Genomic DNA, 17604 nt, shown 5'->3' with positions numbered 1-17604 from the left:
TGCCGATAACCTTCATCAGGACTCGTGTCTGAACGTATAAAAGGAACCCCCATGTCCAGTTTGATTAACAGCGCCATGAGTGGCCTCAGTGCCGCGCAGTCGGCACTCAATACCGTCAGTAATAATATTTCAAGCTATAACGTGGCAGGCTATACCCGCCAGACCACGGTGCTGGGCGCATCCAACAGCACGCTGACCGGCGGTGGTTGGGTGGGTAACGGGGTGTATGTCTCCGGTGTCCAGCGTGAGTATGACGCCTTCATTACTAACCAGCTGCGCGCCACGCAGACCCAGAGCAGCGGTCTGACGACGCGCTATCAGCAGATGTCAAAAATTGACGATGTGCTCTCCGATACCACCAACTCGCTCTCCACCACCCTGCAGGACTTCTTTAAAAGCCTGCAAACCCTGGTGAGCAACGCGGAAGACCCGGCAGCACGTCAGACGGTGCTGGGTAAAGCTGGTGGCCTGGTGAATCAGTTTAAAACCAACGATCAGTATCTCCGCGATCAGGATACGCAGGTCAATACCGCAATTTCGACCAGCGTTGCGCAGATCAACAACTATGCCAAACAGATTGCCAATCTGAACGATCAGATTTCTCGTCTGACCGGCGTCGGTGCGGGTGCTTCGCCTAACGAACTGCTTGACCAGCGCGATCAGCTTGTCAGCGAGCTGAACAAAATCGTGGGTGTGGAAGTGTCTGTTCAGGATAGCGGTACGTTTAACATCTCTTTCGGCAACGGTTACAGCCTGGTCCAGGGTAGCAAAGCCAACCAGCTGGCTGCCGTTAAGTCCAGCGCCGATCCTGCTCGTACTACCGTGGCCTATGTCGACGACGTGGCAGGTAATGTTGAGATCCCGGAAAAGATGATCACCACCGGTTCTTTGGGCGGTTTGCTGACCTTCCGCGCTGAAGATTTGGATAAAGCCCGTAACAGCCTGAATCAGATGGCGCTGGCCTTTGCCGATGCGATGAACACGCAGCATGAAGCCGGTTTTGACGCTAACGGTGACGCTGGCGGTAAGCTGTTTAACTTTGGTTCTCCGGCTGTCCTGTCCAACAGCAAGAACGGCGGTTCGGCCGTTGTCACGGCGTCTGTGGCGGACAGTAAACAGGTCCAGGCGACAGACTATAAGCTGCAGTTTAATGGTACCGACTGGACAATCACCCGCACGTCAGACAAAACCAGCTTCACGATGAGCCCGGACGCCAGCGGTAATCTGTCGTTTGATGGCCTGAACGTCAACGTGAGCGGCACGGCAAATATCAAAGACAGCTTTACCGTGAAGCCCGTTTCCAACGTCATCATGAACATGGATCTCGCGATCAGCGACGAGTCTAAACTGGCGATGGCGTCGGTGCAGAACGGCGGTGAAAGTGACAACCGTAACGGCCAAAAACTGCTTGATTTGCAAAACGGCAAAGTGGTGGGTGGGAACAAAACCTTCAACGATGCGTATGCTTCTCTCGTGAGCACCGTCGGGAGTTCAACGGCCTCACTGAAGGTGAGCAGCGAGACGAAAGCCAAAGTGGAAACACAGTTAGTCAGACAGCAGCAGACCATATCTGGGGTAAACCTCGACGAAGAGTATGGCAATTTGCAGCGCTATCAGCAGTATTACCTGGCGAATGCCCAGGTTCTCCAGACTGCCAGTACGCTCTTCGATGCAATTATCAACATTCGTTAAGGTTGAGGTGAACAATGCGTATTAGCACCCAGATGATGTACGAGCAGAACATGCGTGGGATCACCGACTCCCAGAGCAGATGGCTGAACTACGGTGAGCAGATGTCCACCGGCAAGCGCGTGAACCGTCCTTCGGACGATCCTATCGCCGCGTCGCAGGCCATCGTTCTGTCACAGTCACAGTCGCAAAACAGCCAGTTTGCGCTCGCGCGCACCTTTGCAACGCAGAAGGTCTCGCTGGAAGATAACGTGTTAACCCAGGTCAACACTGCGATCTCAAGCGTGCGCGAGAAGTTAGTTTACGCCTCAAACGGCACATTAAGCGATGACGACCGTCTTTCTCTGGCGACCGATATTCAGGGGATCCGCGATCAGCTGATGAACCTCGCCAACACGACGGATGGTAATGGTCGCTTTATCTTTGCGGGATACAAAACCGAGAGCGCACCGTTTGATGCCGCGACCGGGGATTATAACGGCGGCGCAGAGGCCATCACGCAGCAGGTTGATACGGCGCGAAACATGACCATTAGCCATACCGGGCAGCAAATTTTCGAAAGCATTACCAGCAATGCGGAAGAGCTGCCGGGCGGTGGATATGGCCAGACGAATATGTTCAAAATCCTGGATTCCGCCATCGCGTCGCTGAAGACGCCGATTGAGAACGATCCCGCTGCCGCAACGGCGCAAAGCCAGGTGATTGCCAATGCGCAAATCGGTATTAAAAACTCCCAGAACAATATCCTGACGGTCGTCGCGGATGTGGGAACCAAGATGAACGAGCTGGAAAAACTCGATACGCTGGGCGATGACCGCGCGCTGGGTCAGACCAAGCAGATGAGTGACCTGGTTGATGTTGACTGGAACGAAGCGATTTCCTCTTACACCATGCAGCAGGCGGCTTTGCAGGCGTCTTATAAAGCGTTTAGCGATATGCAGGGCATGTCTCTGTTCCAGCTGAACAAATAACATCTTGACCTCTTGGAACATGTCTTGAAACTGGGCATGTTTTACTGCCCAATCCGTCTGGATTGGGCATTTTTTTTATGCAACTTCTGCTGATACGGAGGCGACTCGTGCGCTTTCTATCAGACGGATTGCCAGCGCAATGACGCCACAGACCGTCGCCAGCGCGACCACGCCCGTCCAGCCGGCCAGCGAGTAGATATTGCTGCCTAACGCGGAACCCAGCGCCATCCCGATAAAGACCACCGTAAAGAGCAGGGCGTTGAGACGACCGCGCGCCTGCGGTTCAAGGCTATATACCAGATTCTGGTGAGCGACCAGGCTGGACTGCAGTCCCAGGTCGAACCCGACGGCAGAGATGGCGATCAGAATCAGCTGTCCATGAACGCCCAGCGCGGGCATCAGGAACATCAGGGCAAATGAGACGGTCACAAGAACGGCACCAAGCTGCGTGACTTTTCCTGCGCCCATTTTATCCGCCAGACCCCCTGCCAGCGGGGCAGCTAACGCACCGGCGGCACCTGCAATACCAAAACCACCCGCTACGGCACTCCCCAGGTGATAGCGTTCCAGCAGCATGACCGCAAGCGTAGACCAGAAGGCGCTAAAGGCAACCGACAGGAAACCCTGAGCCAGCGCCGCACGGCGCAGCGCCGGGTAACGACGCCACAGATGCTCCATTGAGCGCATCAGCGCGGGGTAGCTCAGCGTGGAGTGAATGGCAAAACGCGGAAGCACAAACCACATCATCACGCCGATGAACGCAATGCTCGCCGCCGCCAGCTGGTACATGACGCGCCAGCCAAACGCTTCACCCACCACGCCGCTCACGGTTCGGGATAATAAGATACCCATCAGCAGCCCGGTCATTACCGTGCCCACGGTTTTCCCCTGTTTACCGTCCGGCGCAAGGATGGCCGCGGCAGGGACGATATCCTGTGCCATGGTGGCGGCCATACCGATGAGCAGGCTTGCCAGCAGCAGAGAATGGATCTGCCCGGTCAGGCTACAGCCGAGAAGAAACAGCGCCAGCGCCGCGCTTTTGATCAAAATTAACGTCCTGCGGTCGTGGCGATCGCCGAGCGGTAGCAGGAACAGGATCCCCAGGGCATATCCCGCCTGGGTGAGCGTCGGGACCATGCCCATTCCTTCGATGCTCAGGTGAAGGTCTGCGCCCATCAGCGGCAGCAGAGGCTGGGCATAATAGATAGATGCCACGCTAAAACCTGCACCGATCGCCAGCATTAAAATCACCCAGCGGCTCACGGCATGGGCGGCGGTTGTTGTGTTCATAAGATGTTCCTCATTCGTCGTGTAAGGCTATTTTTTATCAGTACGCCTTGCGACGGTAGCGGGCCCGGTGGTAAAACGCTTATACGTTGGACGTATAGGTGAAAAGGCAATGAAAAGAGCTGAGCGTATAGACAGAGTGGAGTTAATGCGGACGTTTGTTCGCATCGTGGAGGCGGGTTCCCTCTCTGCGGCGGCACGGCAACTCGCCACTACCCAGGCCACGGTGAGCAGACGGTTACAGTCGCTGGAGAACATGCTGGGCGTGCGCCTGATATTGCGCACCACCCACACGACGCGGCTGACGGATGACGGCGAGCGCTGTTATCAGCACGCCCGTCGGGTGATTGACAGCTGGCTGGCGCTGGAAGATGAGGTGGGGCAGACGGAAGATGAGCCCGTAGGCGTGCTGCGGGTGCGCGCTCCTCACGCGTTTGGTCAGGACCAGCTTCTGAAACCCGTGACCGAGTTTTTGCAACGCTATCCGCAGCTTTCGATTGAGTGGATGCTCAACGATCGGTCGGCGGACTTCCTCGGCGACAACCTTGACTGCGCGATTCGGGTGGGCGTGGAGGTCGATCCGGCGACCGTATCCGTGCTGCTGGCCGAAGTGCCGCGCTCGGTGGTGGCTTCTCCGACGCTGCTGGCCCTTTTCCCGACGGTTACCACGCCGGAGGATTTGCAGCAGTTTCCCTGGATAGCGATCAGCTCATTCTACCAGCGCCACGTGGAGCTGTTTCACGATGCATCACCCGCCACCGCGCGGATTGCTATTACGCCACGCCTCAGCACCGACAGCCTGTATGTCGCACGCAATACGGCGCTCACCGGCCTTGGCGTGGCGGTGGTATCCAGCTGGACGGTACAGGATGATATTCGGGAAGGGCGGCTCGTGCATTTGCTGCCAGAATGGCAGCCAGCGGCGTTACCGGTGCATCTTGTTTACCCCTGGTCCCGCTATTATCCGGCACGCTTGCGGCGTTTTCTGGAGTTGATGCGGCAGGTCATGCCGGAGGTCACCGGAATGAGAAAGCCCGTGCAGCAGCCATAAAAAAAGCCGACCCTAAGGTCGGCTTTTTACTTTCAGCGTCGTTATTCGACAGACTGCGGACGCGTCGCCGGTGCAGTCGCCTGATGTGTTGCACTGTGGCCGCCTGCAGCGCCTTTACCTTCGAAGTTGAATTCCGGGCGTACCCAGTCGCTGTGACGCGGGGCTTCTGGCACGTAATCCGGCGCCGGGGCGCGCGTCATTGGTGCGGTCGCCACGTGGGCAGCGGCTGGCGCAGAAACAACCGGCTCAGGCTTCACTTCAGGCGCTTTCGCTTCTTCAACAACCGGTTCAACCTCAATCTCAACGTCCTGAACGACTTCTTCAGTGGTCGTTTCGACAATGGCTTCAGCGGTGTCTTCCGCTGCGGCTACAGGTTCAGCCTCTTCAGCGATTTCCTCAGCCACCACGGCATCTTCTTCAGCAATAAGCTGCGGTGCGGCATCAACCGGCGCGGCAATCACTTCCGGATGAGTGGTTTCGACTTCAACTGCCTGAGGTGCTTCCGTTTCAACAACCTGAGGTTCAACCACGGTTGCCGCTTCAGTCACAACGTCTTCTACCGCTGCCACAGGTGCAATCACCTCTTCGGTTACAGGCTGTTCTTCAACAACCAGCTCCGGGCGAGCAACCGGGTAGCGGATCCAGACTTTGCCGGACGCCATTTCTGGCGAAGCACAGGCAATGGTCAGCGGCATTGGCGACTGAGTCGGGTAACGCTCGTCACGATAGCGACGACGGCGCTGGCCGCTGACGCGCAGATGACGTGGAGAACGGCGTGAACGGCGCGGCATACCGGCGTTATCACGGTTTTCGCCGTTATCATCCTGCTCAACGTTGTTTTCAACGACCGCTGGCAGATCAACTTTCGCCAGCTGCGTACCGGTTGTGCTCTCGCTGGTTTCAACCGCGACAACGGCTGACTCTTCGGTTGCTTCGGTGGCGAAGCGAACTTTCTGAGCAAGCTGGCGCTGCTTACGACGCGGCATCACCTGAGTGCGTTCTTCCTGCTCGCCGTCCTGCTGTTCAACAGGCTCTTCGCGGTTCAGGTTTTTGACTTCCTGCTGTGCCTGACGCTTCTCGTCGTTGCGGCGACGGCTGCGTTCACGGCGCGGCTGCTGGTCGTCACGCTGTTTGCTCTTCTCAGACTCATCGCCCGCCTGCTGGCGAATTTCACGATCTTCAACATTCTGCTGCTGTTTCTCGCGACGGTTGCGGCGGTTGTCTTCGCGTTGCTCACGGCCTTCGTTATTCTCAGAGCGGTTGTCACGGTTGTCACGACGCTCGCTGCGGTCATTGCGATCGCTGCGGTCGTTACGATCGCGGCGGTTGTTCTGACGCTTACGGCGGTCCTGCTGACGCTCTGGCTTGGCTGCTTTTGGCTCTTCTTTCGGCTGCTCTGGCTGAACTTCTTCGCCAGCAAACATCTTCTTCAGCGCGCCAAAGAAGCGGCTCAGCAGACCCGGCTGTGCCGGCTGGGCTTTCGCTACCGCGGCTTCTGGTTTCTGCGCTGCAGGTTTGGCCGCAGGTTTTTCCAGGGCAGCTTCCGGTGGTGCTTCAGGCATGATGAAGGTCGCTAACGCAGGCTGCTCTGGCAGTTTGCGCTCGGCTGGCTCTTCATCGGAAGGCAGGGACATCTCTTCTTCATGCAGCTTCGGCAGCAGGTAGCTGAGGGTGGTCGTCTCTTCGCCCTTACGCACGCGCAGTACGTGATAGTGCGGGGTCTGCATCTGGTCGTTTGGCACGATGATGCAGCGAACGCCGCCCTGACGCGCTTCAATTGCACTTACCGCTGCACGTTTTTCGTTCAGCAGGTAAGAGGCAACGGGAACCGGCACAATGGCGTGAACCTCTTTGGTGTTCTCTTTCAGCGCTTCTTCTTCAATCAGACGCAGAATGGAGAGAGACAGAGATTCGTTATCACGTACGGTACCGGTGCCGGAGCAGCGCGGACAAACGTGATGGCTGGACTCGCCGAGAGACGGGCTCAGACGCTGACGGGACATCTCCAGCAGGCCAAAGCGTGAGATATGGCTAATCTGGATACGCGCCCTGTCCTGACGCACCGCTTCGCGCAGACGGTTTTCAACCGCACGCTGGTGGCGAACAGGGGTCATGTCGATGAAGTCGATAACAATCAGACCACCCAGGTCGCGCAGGCGGAGCTGGCGGGCGATTTCATCAGCGGCTTCGAGGTTCGTGTTGTAGGCGGTCTCTTCGATATCGCCACCGCGCGTTGCACGTGCGGAGTTAATGTCGATGGCGGTCAGCGCTTCAGTGGTATCGATAACGATAGAACCGCCGGATGGCAGACGCACTTCACGCTGGAAGGCGGACTCAATCTGGGATTCGATCTGATAGTGGCTGAACAGCGGGATTTCACCGGTGTACAGTTTAATTTTGCTGGTGAAATCCGGACGACCCAGCGCGGCGATGTGCTGGCGCGCCAGCTCAAGCACTTTTGGGTTATCGATCAGAATCTCACCGATGTCCTGACGCAGGTAATCACGGAAGGCACGCACGATAACGTTGCTTTCCTGGTGGATCAGGAACGGAGCAGGGCGGCTTTCCGCTGCTTTCTGAATGGCTTCCCAGTGCTTCAGACGGAAGCTCAGGTCCCACTGCAGCGCTTCGGCTGATTTGCCAACGCCTGCGGTACGCACGATAAGCCCCATGCCATCAGGCAGTTCGAGGCTTGCCAGCGCTTCTTTCAGCTCGGTACGGTCATCACCTTCGATACGGCGAGAGATGCCACCCGCACGCGGGTTGTTAGGCATCAGAACCAGATAGCTCCCTGCGAGGCTGATAAAGGTGGTCAGTGCGGCACCTTTGTTGCCACGCTCTTCTTTATCAATCTGAACAATAACTTCCTGACCTTCACGCAGAACATCTTTGATGTTTGGGCGGCCATGGGCGTTGTAGTTTGCGGGGAAATATTCGCGGGCGATTTCTTTCAGAGGGAGGAAACCATGACGCTCAGCACCGTAATCGACAAATGCAGCTTCAAGGCTTGGTTCAATGCGGGTGATTTTACCTTTGTAAATGTTCGCTTTTTTCTGTTCGTGTCCAGGACTTTCGATATCCAGATCGTACAGGCGCTGCCCATCCACAAGGGCGACACGCAACTCTTCTTGCTGAGTTGCGTTGATTAACATTCTTTTCATCGTAACTTACTCGTTATTCTTACATTGACGACAAAGCTGCGGGCAAGGTGACGCTTTCCGGGGTATGAACCGATGGCCTCGTGTCTGTTCACGTCGCCAACCTCACGGTTGTCGCTCGCTTAAGAGGCGCAGAGTGTCGGTTGCCTGTGTTTCATACGGAAACACAGCGCAATTATCAGGGGAATTGCCTGGGTAGAACTCTCCAGAGAACAATCCTTATACCGGGAAGTACTGCAACCCGCAGCCCGCTAACTGCCTGAAAGATCAATACGTCTTACGCCATTGCTGCGTGGATGATCGGTCAGACAAAATTGGTCATTCCGTCAACATCCTTACTTAACCAGGATTTAACACGGAAAACAGCCTCATTATTCCACTGCTCGCCGGGTTATAGCAAGATGACTTTTACCAATTATCACCCGGTTACTCACAGTTTCTTCACTTCTGAATGGCGATTGGTTTAATAACCACCAAATCGGTTGCGCGAAACGGGGGACAGGCCGGATAAAAGTAAATATAAGCATAGAAAAATGAGTGGCGCTAATGGCTGTCGATATTTAGAATCGCCAACCATGAAAACAGAGACTCCAGCCGTAAAAATGGTTGCCATCGCCGAAGATGAAGCGGGGCAGCGTATCGATAACTTTTTGCGCACACAGTTGAAAGGTGTGCCAAAGAGCATGATTTACCGCATCCTGCGTAAGGGCGAGGTGCGGGTTAACAAAAAACGCGTGAAGCCTGAGTACAAACTCGAAGCGGGCGATGAAGTGCGTATTCCGCCGGTGCGCGTTGCAGAACGTGAAGAAGAGACCGTATCACCGAAGCTACAGAAAGTGGCGGCCCTGAGCGATGTCATCCTTTATGAAGACGACCATATTCTGGTGCTGAATAAACCGTCAGGGACGGCTGTTCATGGCGGTAGCGGTCTGAGCTTCGGCGTGATTGAAGGGCTGCGAGCCCTGCGCCCGGAAGCGCGCTTCCTTGAACTCGTACACCGTCTTGACCGTGATACCTCTGGCGTACTGCTGGTGGCGAAAAAGCGTTCTGCGCTGCGTTCGCTGCATGAACAGCTGCGTGAGAAAGGGATGCAGAAAGACTATCTGGCGCTGGTGCGCGGTCAATGGCAGTCCCATGTAAAAGTAGTGCAGGCGCCACTGCTGAAGAACATTCTGCAAAGCGGTGAGCGTATTGTCCGCGTAAGCCAGGAAGGGAAACCGTCTGAAACGCGCTTTAAAGTTGAAGAGCGCTATGAGTTTGCGACGCTGGTGCGCTGCAGTCCTGTCACCGGTCGTACCCACCAGATCCGCGTCCATACGCAGTTTGCAGGGCACCCAATTGCCTTTGATGACCGCTATGGCGACCGTGAGTTTGATAAGCAGCTGGCTGGGACGGGGCTGTCGCGTCTGTTCCTGCATGCGGCAGCGCTGAAGTTTACCCATCCTAATACGGGTGAAGTCATCCGTATTGAAGCGCCGCTGGATGAGCAACTGAAACGCTGTCTTAAGGTTCTGCGCGGCTGAGTTTGCTTTCCTCCCTCTCCCTGTGGGAGAGGGCCGGAGTGAGGGCATCAGGCCGCAACGTTTCAGTCACATGGTCAGCGGATTATACTCTTCTCGTCTTAGCATCTGACACAAAGCAATCAGCGGTAACCCCACCAGCGTGTTGGGATCGCGACCATCCAGCTTGTCGAACAGCGCAATCCCCAATCCTTCACTTTTAAAGCTTCCCGCACAGTTCAGCGGACGTTCCCGGCGCACATAATCCACGATCTCTTGCTCGCTGAGATGGCGGAAGTGTACGTCGAAGGGCTCGCATTCGGTTTGCAGATGACCGGAGGCAGAGTTATAGAGCGCCAGGCCGGTATAAAAGGTCACGATCGTGCCTCGCGCACGCAGAAGCTGCTGGCAGGCGTTCTCCTCCGTATGGGGCTTGCCGGTGATTTCGCCGTCCAGCACGCAAACCTGATCGGAGCCTATAATCAAATGTGCGGGGTAACGTGCGGCCAGCGACTGCGCTTTCTCCTTAGCAAGACGCATCACCAGATGACGCGGTGATTCGCCCGGCTGTGGCGTCTCATCAACCTCTGGCGCGGCGCATTCAAACGGGATCCCGAGCTTTTCCAGCAGCATTCGGCGGTAGGAAGACGTGGAAGCAAGGACGAGATTTGGCATATTTTTATCACCAGATATAGCGTATCGATGCCAGCCATTTTAAACTACTGGCCGCAATGTGTGCGAATAATTGGCAAAAGGCAGCTCTGGTTGCCTTTTTCTTTGACTCTATGACGTTACAAAGTTAATATGCGCGCCCTATGCAAAAGGTAAAATTACCCCTGACTCTTGATCCGGTTCGTACGGCTCAAAAACGCCTCGATTACGAAGGTATCTATACTTCCGATCAGGCTGAGCGTATTGCCGAATCCGTAGTCAGTGTGGACAGTGATGTAGAATGCTCCATGTCGTTCGCTATCGACAACCAGCGTCTCGCCGTTTTAACCGGTGATGCAAAGGTGACGGTAACGCTCGAGTGTCAGCGTTGCGGGAAACCGTTTGTACAGCATGTTCACACAACGTATTGTTTCAGTCCGGTTCGTTCTGACGAACAGGCTGAAGCACTCCCGGAAGCGTATGAGCCGATTGAGGTTAACGAATTCGGTGAAATCGATCTTCTGGCTCTGGTTGAAGATGAAATCATCCTCACCTTGCCAGTAGTTCCGGTGCATGATTCTGAACACTGTGAAGTGTCCGAGGCGGACATGGTCTTTGGGGAACTGCCTGATGAAGCGCAAAAACCAAACCCATTTGCCGTATTAGCCAGCTTAAAGCGTAAGTAATTGAGGAGTAAGGTCCATGGCCGTACAACAGAATAAACCAACCCGTTCCAAACGTGGCATGCGTCGTTCCCATGACGCGCTGACTGCAGTTACCAGCCTGTCTGTAGACAAGACTTCTGGTGAGAAACACCTGCGTCACCACATCACCGCTGACGGTTTCTACCGCGGCCGCAAGGTTATCACTAAGTAATCACGCGCAAGCGTGATTAGGCTTAGTGAGGATTTCCCCGTGCAAACGGGGAATTTACCGAACCAGGCTGCGACGATACCTTGACACGTCTAACCCTGGCGTTAGATGTCATGGGGGGAGATTTTGGCCCTTCCGTGACAGTGCCTGCAGCATTGCAGGCACTGAATTCTAATTCGCAACTCACACTTCTTTTAGTCGGCAATCCCGACACAATCACGCCATTACTCGCAAAAGCTGACTTTGAACAACGTTCGCGTCTGCAGATTATTCCTGCGCAGTCAGTTATTGCCAGTGATGCCCGACCCTCGCAGGCCATTCGCAATAGTCGTGGCAGCTCTATGCGGATAGCGCTGGAGCTGGTGAAAGAAGGGCGAGCTCAGGCTTGCGTCAGCGCGGGAAATACCGGCGCGCTGATGGGCCTCTCGAAATTGCTGCTCAAACCTATTGAAGGTATTGAGCGTCCGGCGCTGGTGACGGTGTTACCGCATCAGCAGAAGGGCAAGACGGTGGTGCTCGATTTAGGCGCTAACGTCGACTGTGATAGTACTATGCTGGCTCAGTTTGCCGTGATGGGATCGGTGCTGGCAGAAGAAGTTGTCGGGATCAACACTCCCCGTGTTGCGTTACTGAACATTGGTGAAGAAGAGACCAAAGGCCTGGACAGCATTCGCGAAGCGGCTGAATTGCTCAAACAGGTTCCCTCCATCAACTATATTGGTTATCTCGAAGCCAATGAGTTGTTGACGGGTAAAACGGATGTTCTGGTGTGCGATGGCTTCACCGGAAACGTCACGTTGAAGACCATGGAAGGGGTCGTACGCATGTTTCTTTCTCTGCTGAAATCTCAGGGAGAAGGTAAAAAAAGCGCCTGGTGGCTGATTTTATTGAAGCGTTGGTTACAAAAGAGCCTGACGCGGCGATTCAGTCACCTCAACCCCGACCAGTATAATGGCGCCTGTCTGTTAGGATTGCGCGGCATCGTGATTAAGAGTCATGGCGCCGCCAATCAGCGAGCATTTGCTGTCGCGATTGAACAGGCAGTGCAGGCGGTGCAGCGACAAGTCCCTCAGCGGATTGCCGCTCGCCTGGAATCTGTATTAGCTAAAAGTGACTGAGCGTACATGTATACGAAGATTTTAGGTACCGGCAGCTACCTGCCAAAACAAGTGCGTACCAACGCCGATCTGGAAAAAATGGTAGATACGTCTGACGAGTGGATTGTCACGCGCACAGGTATCCGTGAACGTCGTATTGCCGCGCCAGACGAAACCGTGTCGACCATGGGTTACGAAGCCGCACAGCGTGCTATCGAAATGGCCGGCATTGATAAAAAACAGATTGGTTTGATCGTGGTCGCCACAACGTCTGCCACGCATGCTTTCCCAAGCGCGGCGTGCCAGGTGCAGAACATGCTCGGCATTAAAGGCTGCCCGGCGTTTGACGTCGCTGCCGCGTGCGCAGGCTTCACCTATGCGCTGAGCATTGCCGACCAGTACGTGAAATCCGGTGCCGTTAAATATGCGCTGGTGATCGGTGCTGACGTGCTGGCGCGCACCTGCGATCCAACCGATCGCGGAACAATCATTATTTTTGGTGATGGTGCGGGCGCGGTGCTGCTGGGGCAGTCCGAAGAGCCGGGTATCATCTCGACGCATCTGCATGCTGATGGCAGCTACGGCGAACTGTTGACTCTGCCTAACGCCGATCGCGTTAATCCGGACAACTCGATTTACCTGACTATGGCAGGGAACGAGGTGTTCAAGGTGGCGGTGACTGAGCTTGCGCACATCGTTGATGAAACGCTGGAAGCGAATAACCTTGAGCGTTCCGCCCTCGACTGGCTGGTGCCGCATCAGGCGAACCTGCGTATCATCAGCGCGACCGCTAAAAAGCTCGGCATGTCGATGGATAACGTTGTGGTGACGCTGGATCGTCACGGCAATACCTCTGCGGCGTCGGTACCGTGCGCATTTGATGAAGCGGTACGCGATGGACGAATCAAACGGGGCCAGCTGGTCTTGCTTGAAGCCTTCGGTGGCGGGTTCACCTGGGGTTCCGCGCTGGTTCGTTTCTAGGATAAGGAATAAAAAATGACGCAATTTGCTTTTGTGTTCCCGGGCCAGGGCTCTCAAACCGTTGGGATGTTGTCTGAAATGGCAGCAGCCTATCCGGTTATTGAAGAGACTTTCCGTGAAGCTTCTGATGCACTGGGTTATGATTTATGGGCGTTGACTCAGCAGGGGCCGGCCGAAGAACTGAACAAAACCTGGCAGACCCAGCCAGCGCTGCTGACCGCGTCCGTTGCGCTGTGGCGCGTCTGGCAGCAGCAGGGCGGTAAAGCTCCAGCGCTGCTCGCGGGTCATAGCCTGGGTGAATACTCTGCGCTGGTGTGTGCTGGCGTGATCGCGTTTGCTGACGCGGTACGTCTGGTTGAACTGCGCGGTAAATTCATGCAGGAAGCGGTGCCTGAAGGCACGGGCGGCATGTCTGCCATCATCGGTCTGGATGACGCTGCAATTGCAAAAGCGTGTGAAGAATCTGCTGAAGGTCAGGTTGTCTCTCCGGTAAACTTCAACTCGCCGGGCCAGGTGGTTATTGCCGGTCATAAAGAAGCGGTTGAACGTGCAGGTGCGGCCTGTAAAGCAGCGGGTGCTAAGCGTGCGCTGCCGCTGCCGGTCAGCGTGCCGTCTCACTGTGCGCTGATGAAGCCTGCTGCCGAGAAACTGGCGGTTGAGCTGGAAAAAATTACGTTTAACGCACCGACGATTTCCGTTGTGAATAACGTCGATGTGAAATGCGAAACCACGCCGGAAGCTATCCGTGACGCACTGGTTCGTCAGCTCTACAGCCCGGTGCAGTGGACCAAAACCGTTGAGTTTATGGCAGCGGAGGGCGTTGAGCATCTGTATGAAGTCGGCCCAGGTAAAGTCCTCACCGGTCTGACAAAACGTATTGTTGACACCCTGACAGCCTCGGCGATTAACGAGCCGGAAGCGATGTCAGCGGCACTCTCGCAATAAAAGAGGAATACCATGAGTTTTGAAGGAAAAATTGCCCTGGTCACTGGCGCAAGCCGCGGTATCGGGCGTGCAATTGCTGAAACACTGGTTGCGCGCGGCGCGAAGGTGATTGGTACAGCAACCAGCGAGAATGGCGCTCAGGCCATCAGCGAGTATCTGGGTGCAAACGGTAAAGGTCTGGTACTGAATGTGACTGAACCTGCATCTATCGAATCTGTTCTGGAAAATATTCGCGCAGAGTTTGGCGAAGTGGATATTCTGGTAAACAATGCCGGGATCACTCGCGATAACCTGTTAATGCGAATGAAAGACGACGAGTGGAACGATATCATCGAAACCAACCTGTCATCTGTATTCCGTCTGTCAAAAGCGGTAATGCGCGCTATGATGAAAAAGCGTCATGGACGTATTATCACTGTCGGTTCTGTGGTTGGTACCATGGGAAATGCTGGTCAGGCTAACTACGCTGCGGCGAAAGCAGGTCTGATTGGTTTCAGTAAGTCGCTGGCGCGTGAAGTCGCGTCCCGCGGTATTACGGTAAACGTTGTTGCTCCGGGCTTTATTGAAACGGACATGACGCGTGCGCTGACTGATGAGCAGCGTGCGGGTACGCTGGCGGCAGTTCCGGCGGGTCGTCTTGGCGACCCTAAAGAAATCGCCAGTGCGGTTGCATTTTTAGCCTCTGACGAAGCGGGTTACATCACTGGTGAGACCCTCCACGTCAACGGCGGGATGTATATGGTTTAACCACGATGAAAAATATTTGCGTTATTAGGGCGAATGGCCTCAAAATAACGTAAAATCGTGGTAAGAACTGCCGGGATTTAGTTGCAAATTTTTCAACATTTTATACACTACGAAAACCATCGCGAAAGCGAGTTTTGATAGGAAATTTAAGAGTATGAGCACTATCGAAGAACGCGTTAAGAAAATTATCGGCGAACAGCTGGGCGTTAAGCAGGAAGAAGTTGTGAACTCCGCTTCCTTCGTTGAAGACCTGGGCGCAGATTCTCTTGACACCGTTGAGCTGGTAATGGCTCTGGAAGAAGAGTTTGATACTGAGATTCCGGACGAAGAAGCTGAGAAGATCACCACCGTTCAGGCTGCCATTGATTACATCAACGGTCACCAGGCGTAAGTGAACATCTCCAGGCGGTCATTCGACCGCCTGAGTTTTATCTTTTTTAGTCCCACGAATCTCTTTTTTTATCCCTCCCTGGAGGACAAACGTGTCTAAGCGTCGTGTAGTTGTGACCGGACTTGGCATGTTGTCTCCTGTCGGCAATACCGTAGAGTCCACCTGGAAAGCTCTCCTTGCCGGTCAGAGCGGCATCAGCCTAATCGACCATTTCGATACTAGCGCCTATGCAACGAAATTTGCTGGCTTAGTAAAGGATTTTAACTGTGAAGAGATCATCTCGCGCAAAGAACAGCGCAAGATGGACGCCTTCATTCAATATGGAATTGTCGCTGGCGTTCAGGCCATGCAGGATTCTGGCCTTGAGATTACGGAAGAGAACGCAACCCGTATCGGCGCCGCTATCGGCTCCGGGATTGGCGGTCTTGGCCTGATCGAGGAAAACCATACATCTCTGATGAATGGCGGCCCGCGTAAGATCAGCCCGTTCTTCGTTCCGTCCACGATTGTTAACATGGTGGCGGGTCACCTGACCATCATGTTCGGCCTGCGTGGGCCAAGCATTTCAATCGCGACTGCCTGTACGTCTGGCGTACATAACATCGGCCAGGCCGCGCGCATTATTGCGTACGGCGATGCAGATGCTATGGTTGCGGGCGGTGCTGAAAAAGCCAGTACCCCACTGGGTGTCGGCGGTTTCGGTGCGGCGCGTGCGCTGTCTACCCGTAATGATAATCCGCAGGCGGCGAGCCGTCCGTGGGATAAAGATCGTGACGGCTTCGTGCTGGGCGACGGGGCGGGCATGATCGTACTGGAAGAATACGAACACGCGAAAAAACGCGGCGCGAAAATTTATGCTGAAATCGTTGGTTTCGGCATGAGCAGCGATGCTTACCACATGACGTCTCCTCCTGAGAACGGCGCGGGTGCTGCGCTGGCGATGGAAAACGCGATTCGTGATGCGGGTATTACCCCAGCACAAATTGGCTACGTGAACGCGCACGGTACTTCTACACCTGCAGGCGATAAAGCTGAAGCTCAGGCGGTTAAGTCTATCTTCGGCGAATCTGCCAGCCGCGTAATGGTGAGCTCCACCAAGTCCATGACCGGTCACCTGCTGGGTGCGGCGGGTGCGGTAGAGTCAATCTACTCCATCCTTGCGCTGCGCGATCAGGCTGTTCCGCCAACCATTAACCTGGATAACCCGGATGAAGGTTGCGATCTGGACTTCGTTCCTCACGAAGCGCGTCAGGTTAGCGGTATGGAGTACACCCTGTGTAACTCCTTCGGCTTCGGTGGTACCAACGGTTCTCTGATCTTCAAAAAGATCTGATCCTGACGTCCCTGTCGCATTTAAAAAGGTCCGCTTGCCGGGCCTTTTTTATTAAGCCTAATCTTCTTGTCGGCTGCATGACATCCTGCCAGACTAAACGTCCACGCATAAGGAGCCACCATGTTTTTAATCAATGGCCTTGAGCAGTACACGCTGCCTGCCAGCGACAGGGCGATACAGTTCGGTGATGGTTGCTTTACGACGGCGCGCATTCTGGACGGCGATGTCTGCTTGCTGGAGGCGCACATTCGACGCCTGCAGCATGGCTGTGAAAAGCTCATGATCCCCTTTACGCACTGGGACACGCTGCGTCAGGAAATGTGCGAGCTGGGAACCGGGAAGGACAGCGGCGTACTCAAAATCATCATCAGCCGCGGCAGTGGTGGCCGGGGTTACAGCGCTGCATCGTGCCTCAACCCAACGCGTATCCTCTCCGTTTCTGCTTATCCCGCGCATTATTCTCGCTGGCGAGAAGACGGCGTCACGCTGACGCTGAGCCCTGTACGACTGGGACAAAACCCGATGCTGGCCGGGCTTAAGCATCTCAACCGCCTCGAGCAGGTGCTCATTCGTACTCATCTTGAACAGACGGACGCCGATGAGGCGCTGGTTCTTGACAGCGAAGGGTTCATTACGGAATGCTGTGCGGCTAATTTACTCTGGCGGCAGGGGGAAGAGGTGTTCACTCCGTCGCTGGAATACGCTGGCGTAAATGGGTTAATGCGTCAGTTTTGTCTGCAACAGCTGGCACGCTCTGGCTTTCGCGTTGTCGAAGTTAGCGCAGGAGAAGCCGCGCTACAGACCGCCGATGAAGTCATCATCTGCAATGCGCTGATGCCTGTTGTACCCGTCCGTGCGTATGGCCAACAACGCTGGTCTTCGCGCGAGCTGTTTCAGTTTTTAGCCCCGATATGTGAGCAAACCAGATAGT

General features: G+C 55.1%; 16 protein-coding genes. 13 read left to right on the top strand and 3 right to left on the bottom strand.

The window, feature by feature from the left end:
• Positions 1-51: 51 nt before the first annotated feature.
• Positions 52-1692, top strand: coding sequence for a flagellar hook-associated protein FlgK (gene flgK / locus ACOTZB_RS04825; RefSeq protein ID WP_421626584.1), 1641 nt, complete (start codon positions 52-54; stop codon positions 1690-1692).
• Positions 1693-1706: 14 nt separating this feature from the next.
• Complete coding sequence (flgL, locus tag ACOTZB_RS04820; protein WP_421626583.1) at positions 1707-2660, top strand: flagellar hook-associated protein FlgL; 954 nt, start codon at positions 1707-1709, stop codon at positions 2658-2660.
• A 75-nt stretch (positions 2661-2735) separates the two neighbouring features.
• Here the strand turns inward: flgL and ACOTZB_RS04815 are convergent, their stop codons facing one another.
• On the bottom strand, positions 2736-3950 hold the full coding sequence (locus ACOTZB_RS04815) for an MFS transporter (protein ID WP_421626582.1): 1215 nt from the start codon (positions 3948-3950) through the stop codon (positions 2736-2738).
• A 145-nt stretch (positions 3951-4095) separates the two neighbouring features.
• Here ACOTZB_RS04815 and ACOTZB_RS04810 point away from each other — a divergent pair, with 145 nt between their 5' ends.
• Positions 4096-4998: a LysR family transcriptional regulator gene (locus ACOTZB_RS04810; protein WP_421626581.1), complete on the top strand. Its 903-nt coding sequence runs from the start codon at positions 4096-4098 to the stop codon at positions 4996-4998.
• A 41-nt stretch (positions 4999-5039) separates the two neighbouring features.
• Here the strand turns inward: ACOTZB_RS04810 and rne are convergent, their stop codons facing one another.
• Entirely contained in the window at positions 5040-8159 is a 3120-nt protein-coding gene (gene rne, locus ACOTZB_RS04805) for a ribonuclease E (protein WP_421626580.1), read from the bottom strand.
• Between the two features lie 572 nt (positions 8160-8731).
• On the opposite strand from rne, the gene rluC reads away from it, so the two are divergent.
• The gene (gene rluC, locus ACOTZB_RS04800; RefSeq protein WP_021240761.1) at positions 8732-9679 is read left to right on the top strand and encodes a 23S rRNA pseudouridine(955/2504/2580) synthase RluC; all 948 of its coding nucleotides are present in this window, start codon (positions 8732-8734) and stop codon (positions 9677-9679) included.
• A 66-nt stretch (positions 9680-9745) separates the two neighbouring features.
• Here rluC and ACOTZB_RS04795 read toward each other — a convergent pair whose 3' ends face one another.
• Positions 9746-10330, bottom strand: coding sequence for a Maf family protein (locus ACOTZB_RS04795; RefSeq protein WP_214575502.1), 585 nt, complete (start codon positions 10328-10330; stop codon positions 9746-9748).
• A gap of 140 nt (positions 10331-10470) precedes the next feature.
• Here ACOTZB_RS04795 and yceD point away from each other — a divergent pair, with 140 nt between their 5' ends.
• From yceD to pabC, 9 genes are all read left to right on the top strand, one after another.
• On the top strand, positions 10471-10992 hold the full coding sequence (gene yceD, locus ACOTZB_RS04790; protein ID WP_014883375.1) for a 23S rRNA accumulation protein YceD: 522 nt from the start codon (positions 10471-10473) through the stop codon (positions 10990-10992).
• A gap of 16 nt (positions 10993-11008) precedes the next feature.
• On the top strand, positions 11009-11182 hold the full coding sequence (rpmF, locus tag ACOTZB_RS04785; protein WP_003857964.1) for a 50S ribosomal protein L32: 174 nt from the start codon (positions 11009-11011) through the stop codon (positions 11180-11182).
• A gap of 80 nt (positions 11183-11262) precedes the next feature.
• Positions 11263-12297 (top strand): phosphate acyltransferase PlsX, encoded by a 1035-nt coding sequence (gene plsX / locus ACOTZB_RS04780; protein ID WP_059290957.1) that lies wholly within the window; start codon positions 11263-11265, stop codon positions 12295-12297.
• A 6-nt stretch (positions 12298-12303) separates the two neighbouring features.
• On the top strand, positions 12304-13257 hold the full coding sequence (locus ACOTZB_RS04775; RefSeq protein ID WP_421626578.1) for a beta-ketoacyl-ACP synthase III: 954 nt from the start codon (positions 12304-12306) through the stop codon (positions 13255-13257).
• A gap of 15 nt (positions 13258-13272) precedes the next feature.
• Positions 13273-14202 carry an ACP S-malonyltransferase gene (gene fabD, locus ACOTZB_RS04770; RefSeq protein ID WP_047650869.1) on the top strand — a complete coding sequence of 310 codons (930 nt, stop codon included), beginning with the start codon at positions 13273-13275 and terminating at the stop codon, positions 14200-14202.
• Between the two features lie 12 nt (positions 14203-14214).
• The gene (fabG, locus tag ACOTZB_RS04765; RefSeq protein WP_008500795.1) at positions 14215-14949 is read left to right on the top strand and encodes a 3-oxoacyl-ACP reductase FabG; all 735 of its coding nucleotides are present in this window, start codon (positions 14215-14217) and stop codon (positions 14947-14949) included.
• A gap of 154 nt (positions 14950-15103) precedes the next feature.
• A complete protein-coding gene (acpP, locus tag ACOTZB_RS04760; protein WP_003857954.1) occupies positions 15104-15340 on the top strand; it encodes an acyl carrier protein in 237 nt (78 codons plus the stop codon).
• Between the two features lie 91 nt (positions 15341-15431).
• Positions 15432-16673 (top strand): beta-ketoacyl-ACP synthase II, encoded by a 1242-nt coding sequence (fabF, locus tag ACOTZB_RS04755; protein WP_023335279.1) that lies wholly within the window; start codon positions 15432-15434, stop codon positions 16671-16673.
• Positions 16674-16793: 120 nt separating this feature from the next.
• Positions 16794-17603 (top strand): aminodeoxychorismate lyase, encoded by an 810-nt coding sequence (gene pabC, locus ACOTZB_RS04750; RefSeq protein WP_421626577.1) that lies wholly within the window; start codon positions 16794-16796, stop codon positions 17601-17603.
• The last annotated feature ends 1 nt before the right edge of the window (position 17604 follow it).

The organism is Enterobacter cloacae complex sp. SHL020, assembly GCF_049236945.1.
Classification (GTDB): domain Bacteria; phylum Pseudomonadota; class Gammaproteobacteria; order Enterobacterales; family Enterobacteriaceae; genus Enterobacter; species Enterobacter dykesii.
The sequence above is the reverse complement of the archived record's forward strand: the minus strand, read 5'-3'. Positions and strand labels throughout refer to the sequence as shown.

Bases quoted from the DNA above. Each gene is read 5' to 3' on its own strand.
- flgK (WP_421626584.1), top strand. From the start codon at position 52: ATGTCCAGTTTGATTAACAGCGCCATGAGTGGCCTCAGTGCCGCGCAG.
- flgL (WP_421626583.1), top strand. From the start codon at position 1,707: ATGCGTATTAGCACCCAGATGATGTACGAGCAGAACATGCGTGGGATC.
- ACOTZB_RS04815 (WP_421626582.1), bottom strand. From the start codon at position 3,950: ATGAACACAACAACCGCCGCCCATGCCGTGAGCCGCTGGGTGATTTTA.
- ACOTZB_RS04810 (WP_421626581.1), top strand. From the start codon at position 4,096: ATGCGGACGTTTGTTCGCATCGTGGAGGCGGGTTCCCTCTCTGCGGCG.
- rne (WP_421626580.1), bottom strand. From the start codon at position 8,159: ATGAAAAGAATGTTAATCAACGCAACTCAGCAAGAAGAGTTGCGTGTC.
- rluC (WP_021240761.1), top strand. From the start codon at position 8,732: ATGAAAACAGAGACTCCAGCCGTAAAAATGGTTGCCATCGCCGAAGAT.
- ACOTZB_RS04795 (WP_214575502.1), bottom strand. From the start codon at position 10,330: ATGCCAAATCTCGTCCTTGCTTCCACGTCTTCCTACCGCCGAATGCTG.
- yceD (WP_014883375.1), top strand. From the start codon at position 10,471: ATGCAAAAGGTAAAATTACCCCTGACTCTTGATCCGGTTCGTACGGCT.
- rpmF (WP_003857964.1), top strand. From the start codon at position 11,009: ATGGCCGTACAACAGAATAAACCAACCCGTTCCAAACGTGGCATGCGT.
- ACOTZB_RS04775 (WP_421626578.1), top strand. From the start codon at position 12,304: ATGTATACGAAGATTTTAGGTACCGGCAGCTACCTGCCAAAACAAGTG.
- fabD (WP_047650869.1), top strand. From the start codon at position 13,273: ATGACGCAATTTGCTTTTGTGTTCCCGGGCCAGGGCTCTCAAACCGTT.
- fabG (WP_008500795.1), top strand. From the start codon at position 14,215: ATGAGTTTTGAAGGAAAAATTGCCCTGGTCACTGGCGCAAGCCGCGGT.
- acpP (WP_003857954.1), top strand. From the start codon at position 15,104: ATGAGCACTATCGAAGAACGCGTTAAGAAAATTATCGGCGAACAGCTG.
- pabC (WP_421626577.1), top strand. From the start codon at position 16,794: ATGTTTTTAATCAATGGCCTTGAGCAGTACACGCTGCCTGCCAGCGAC.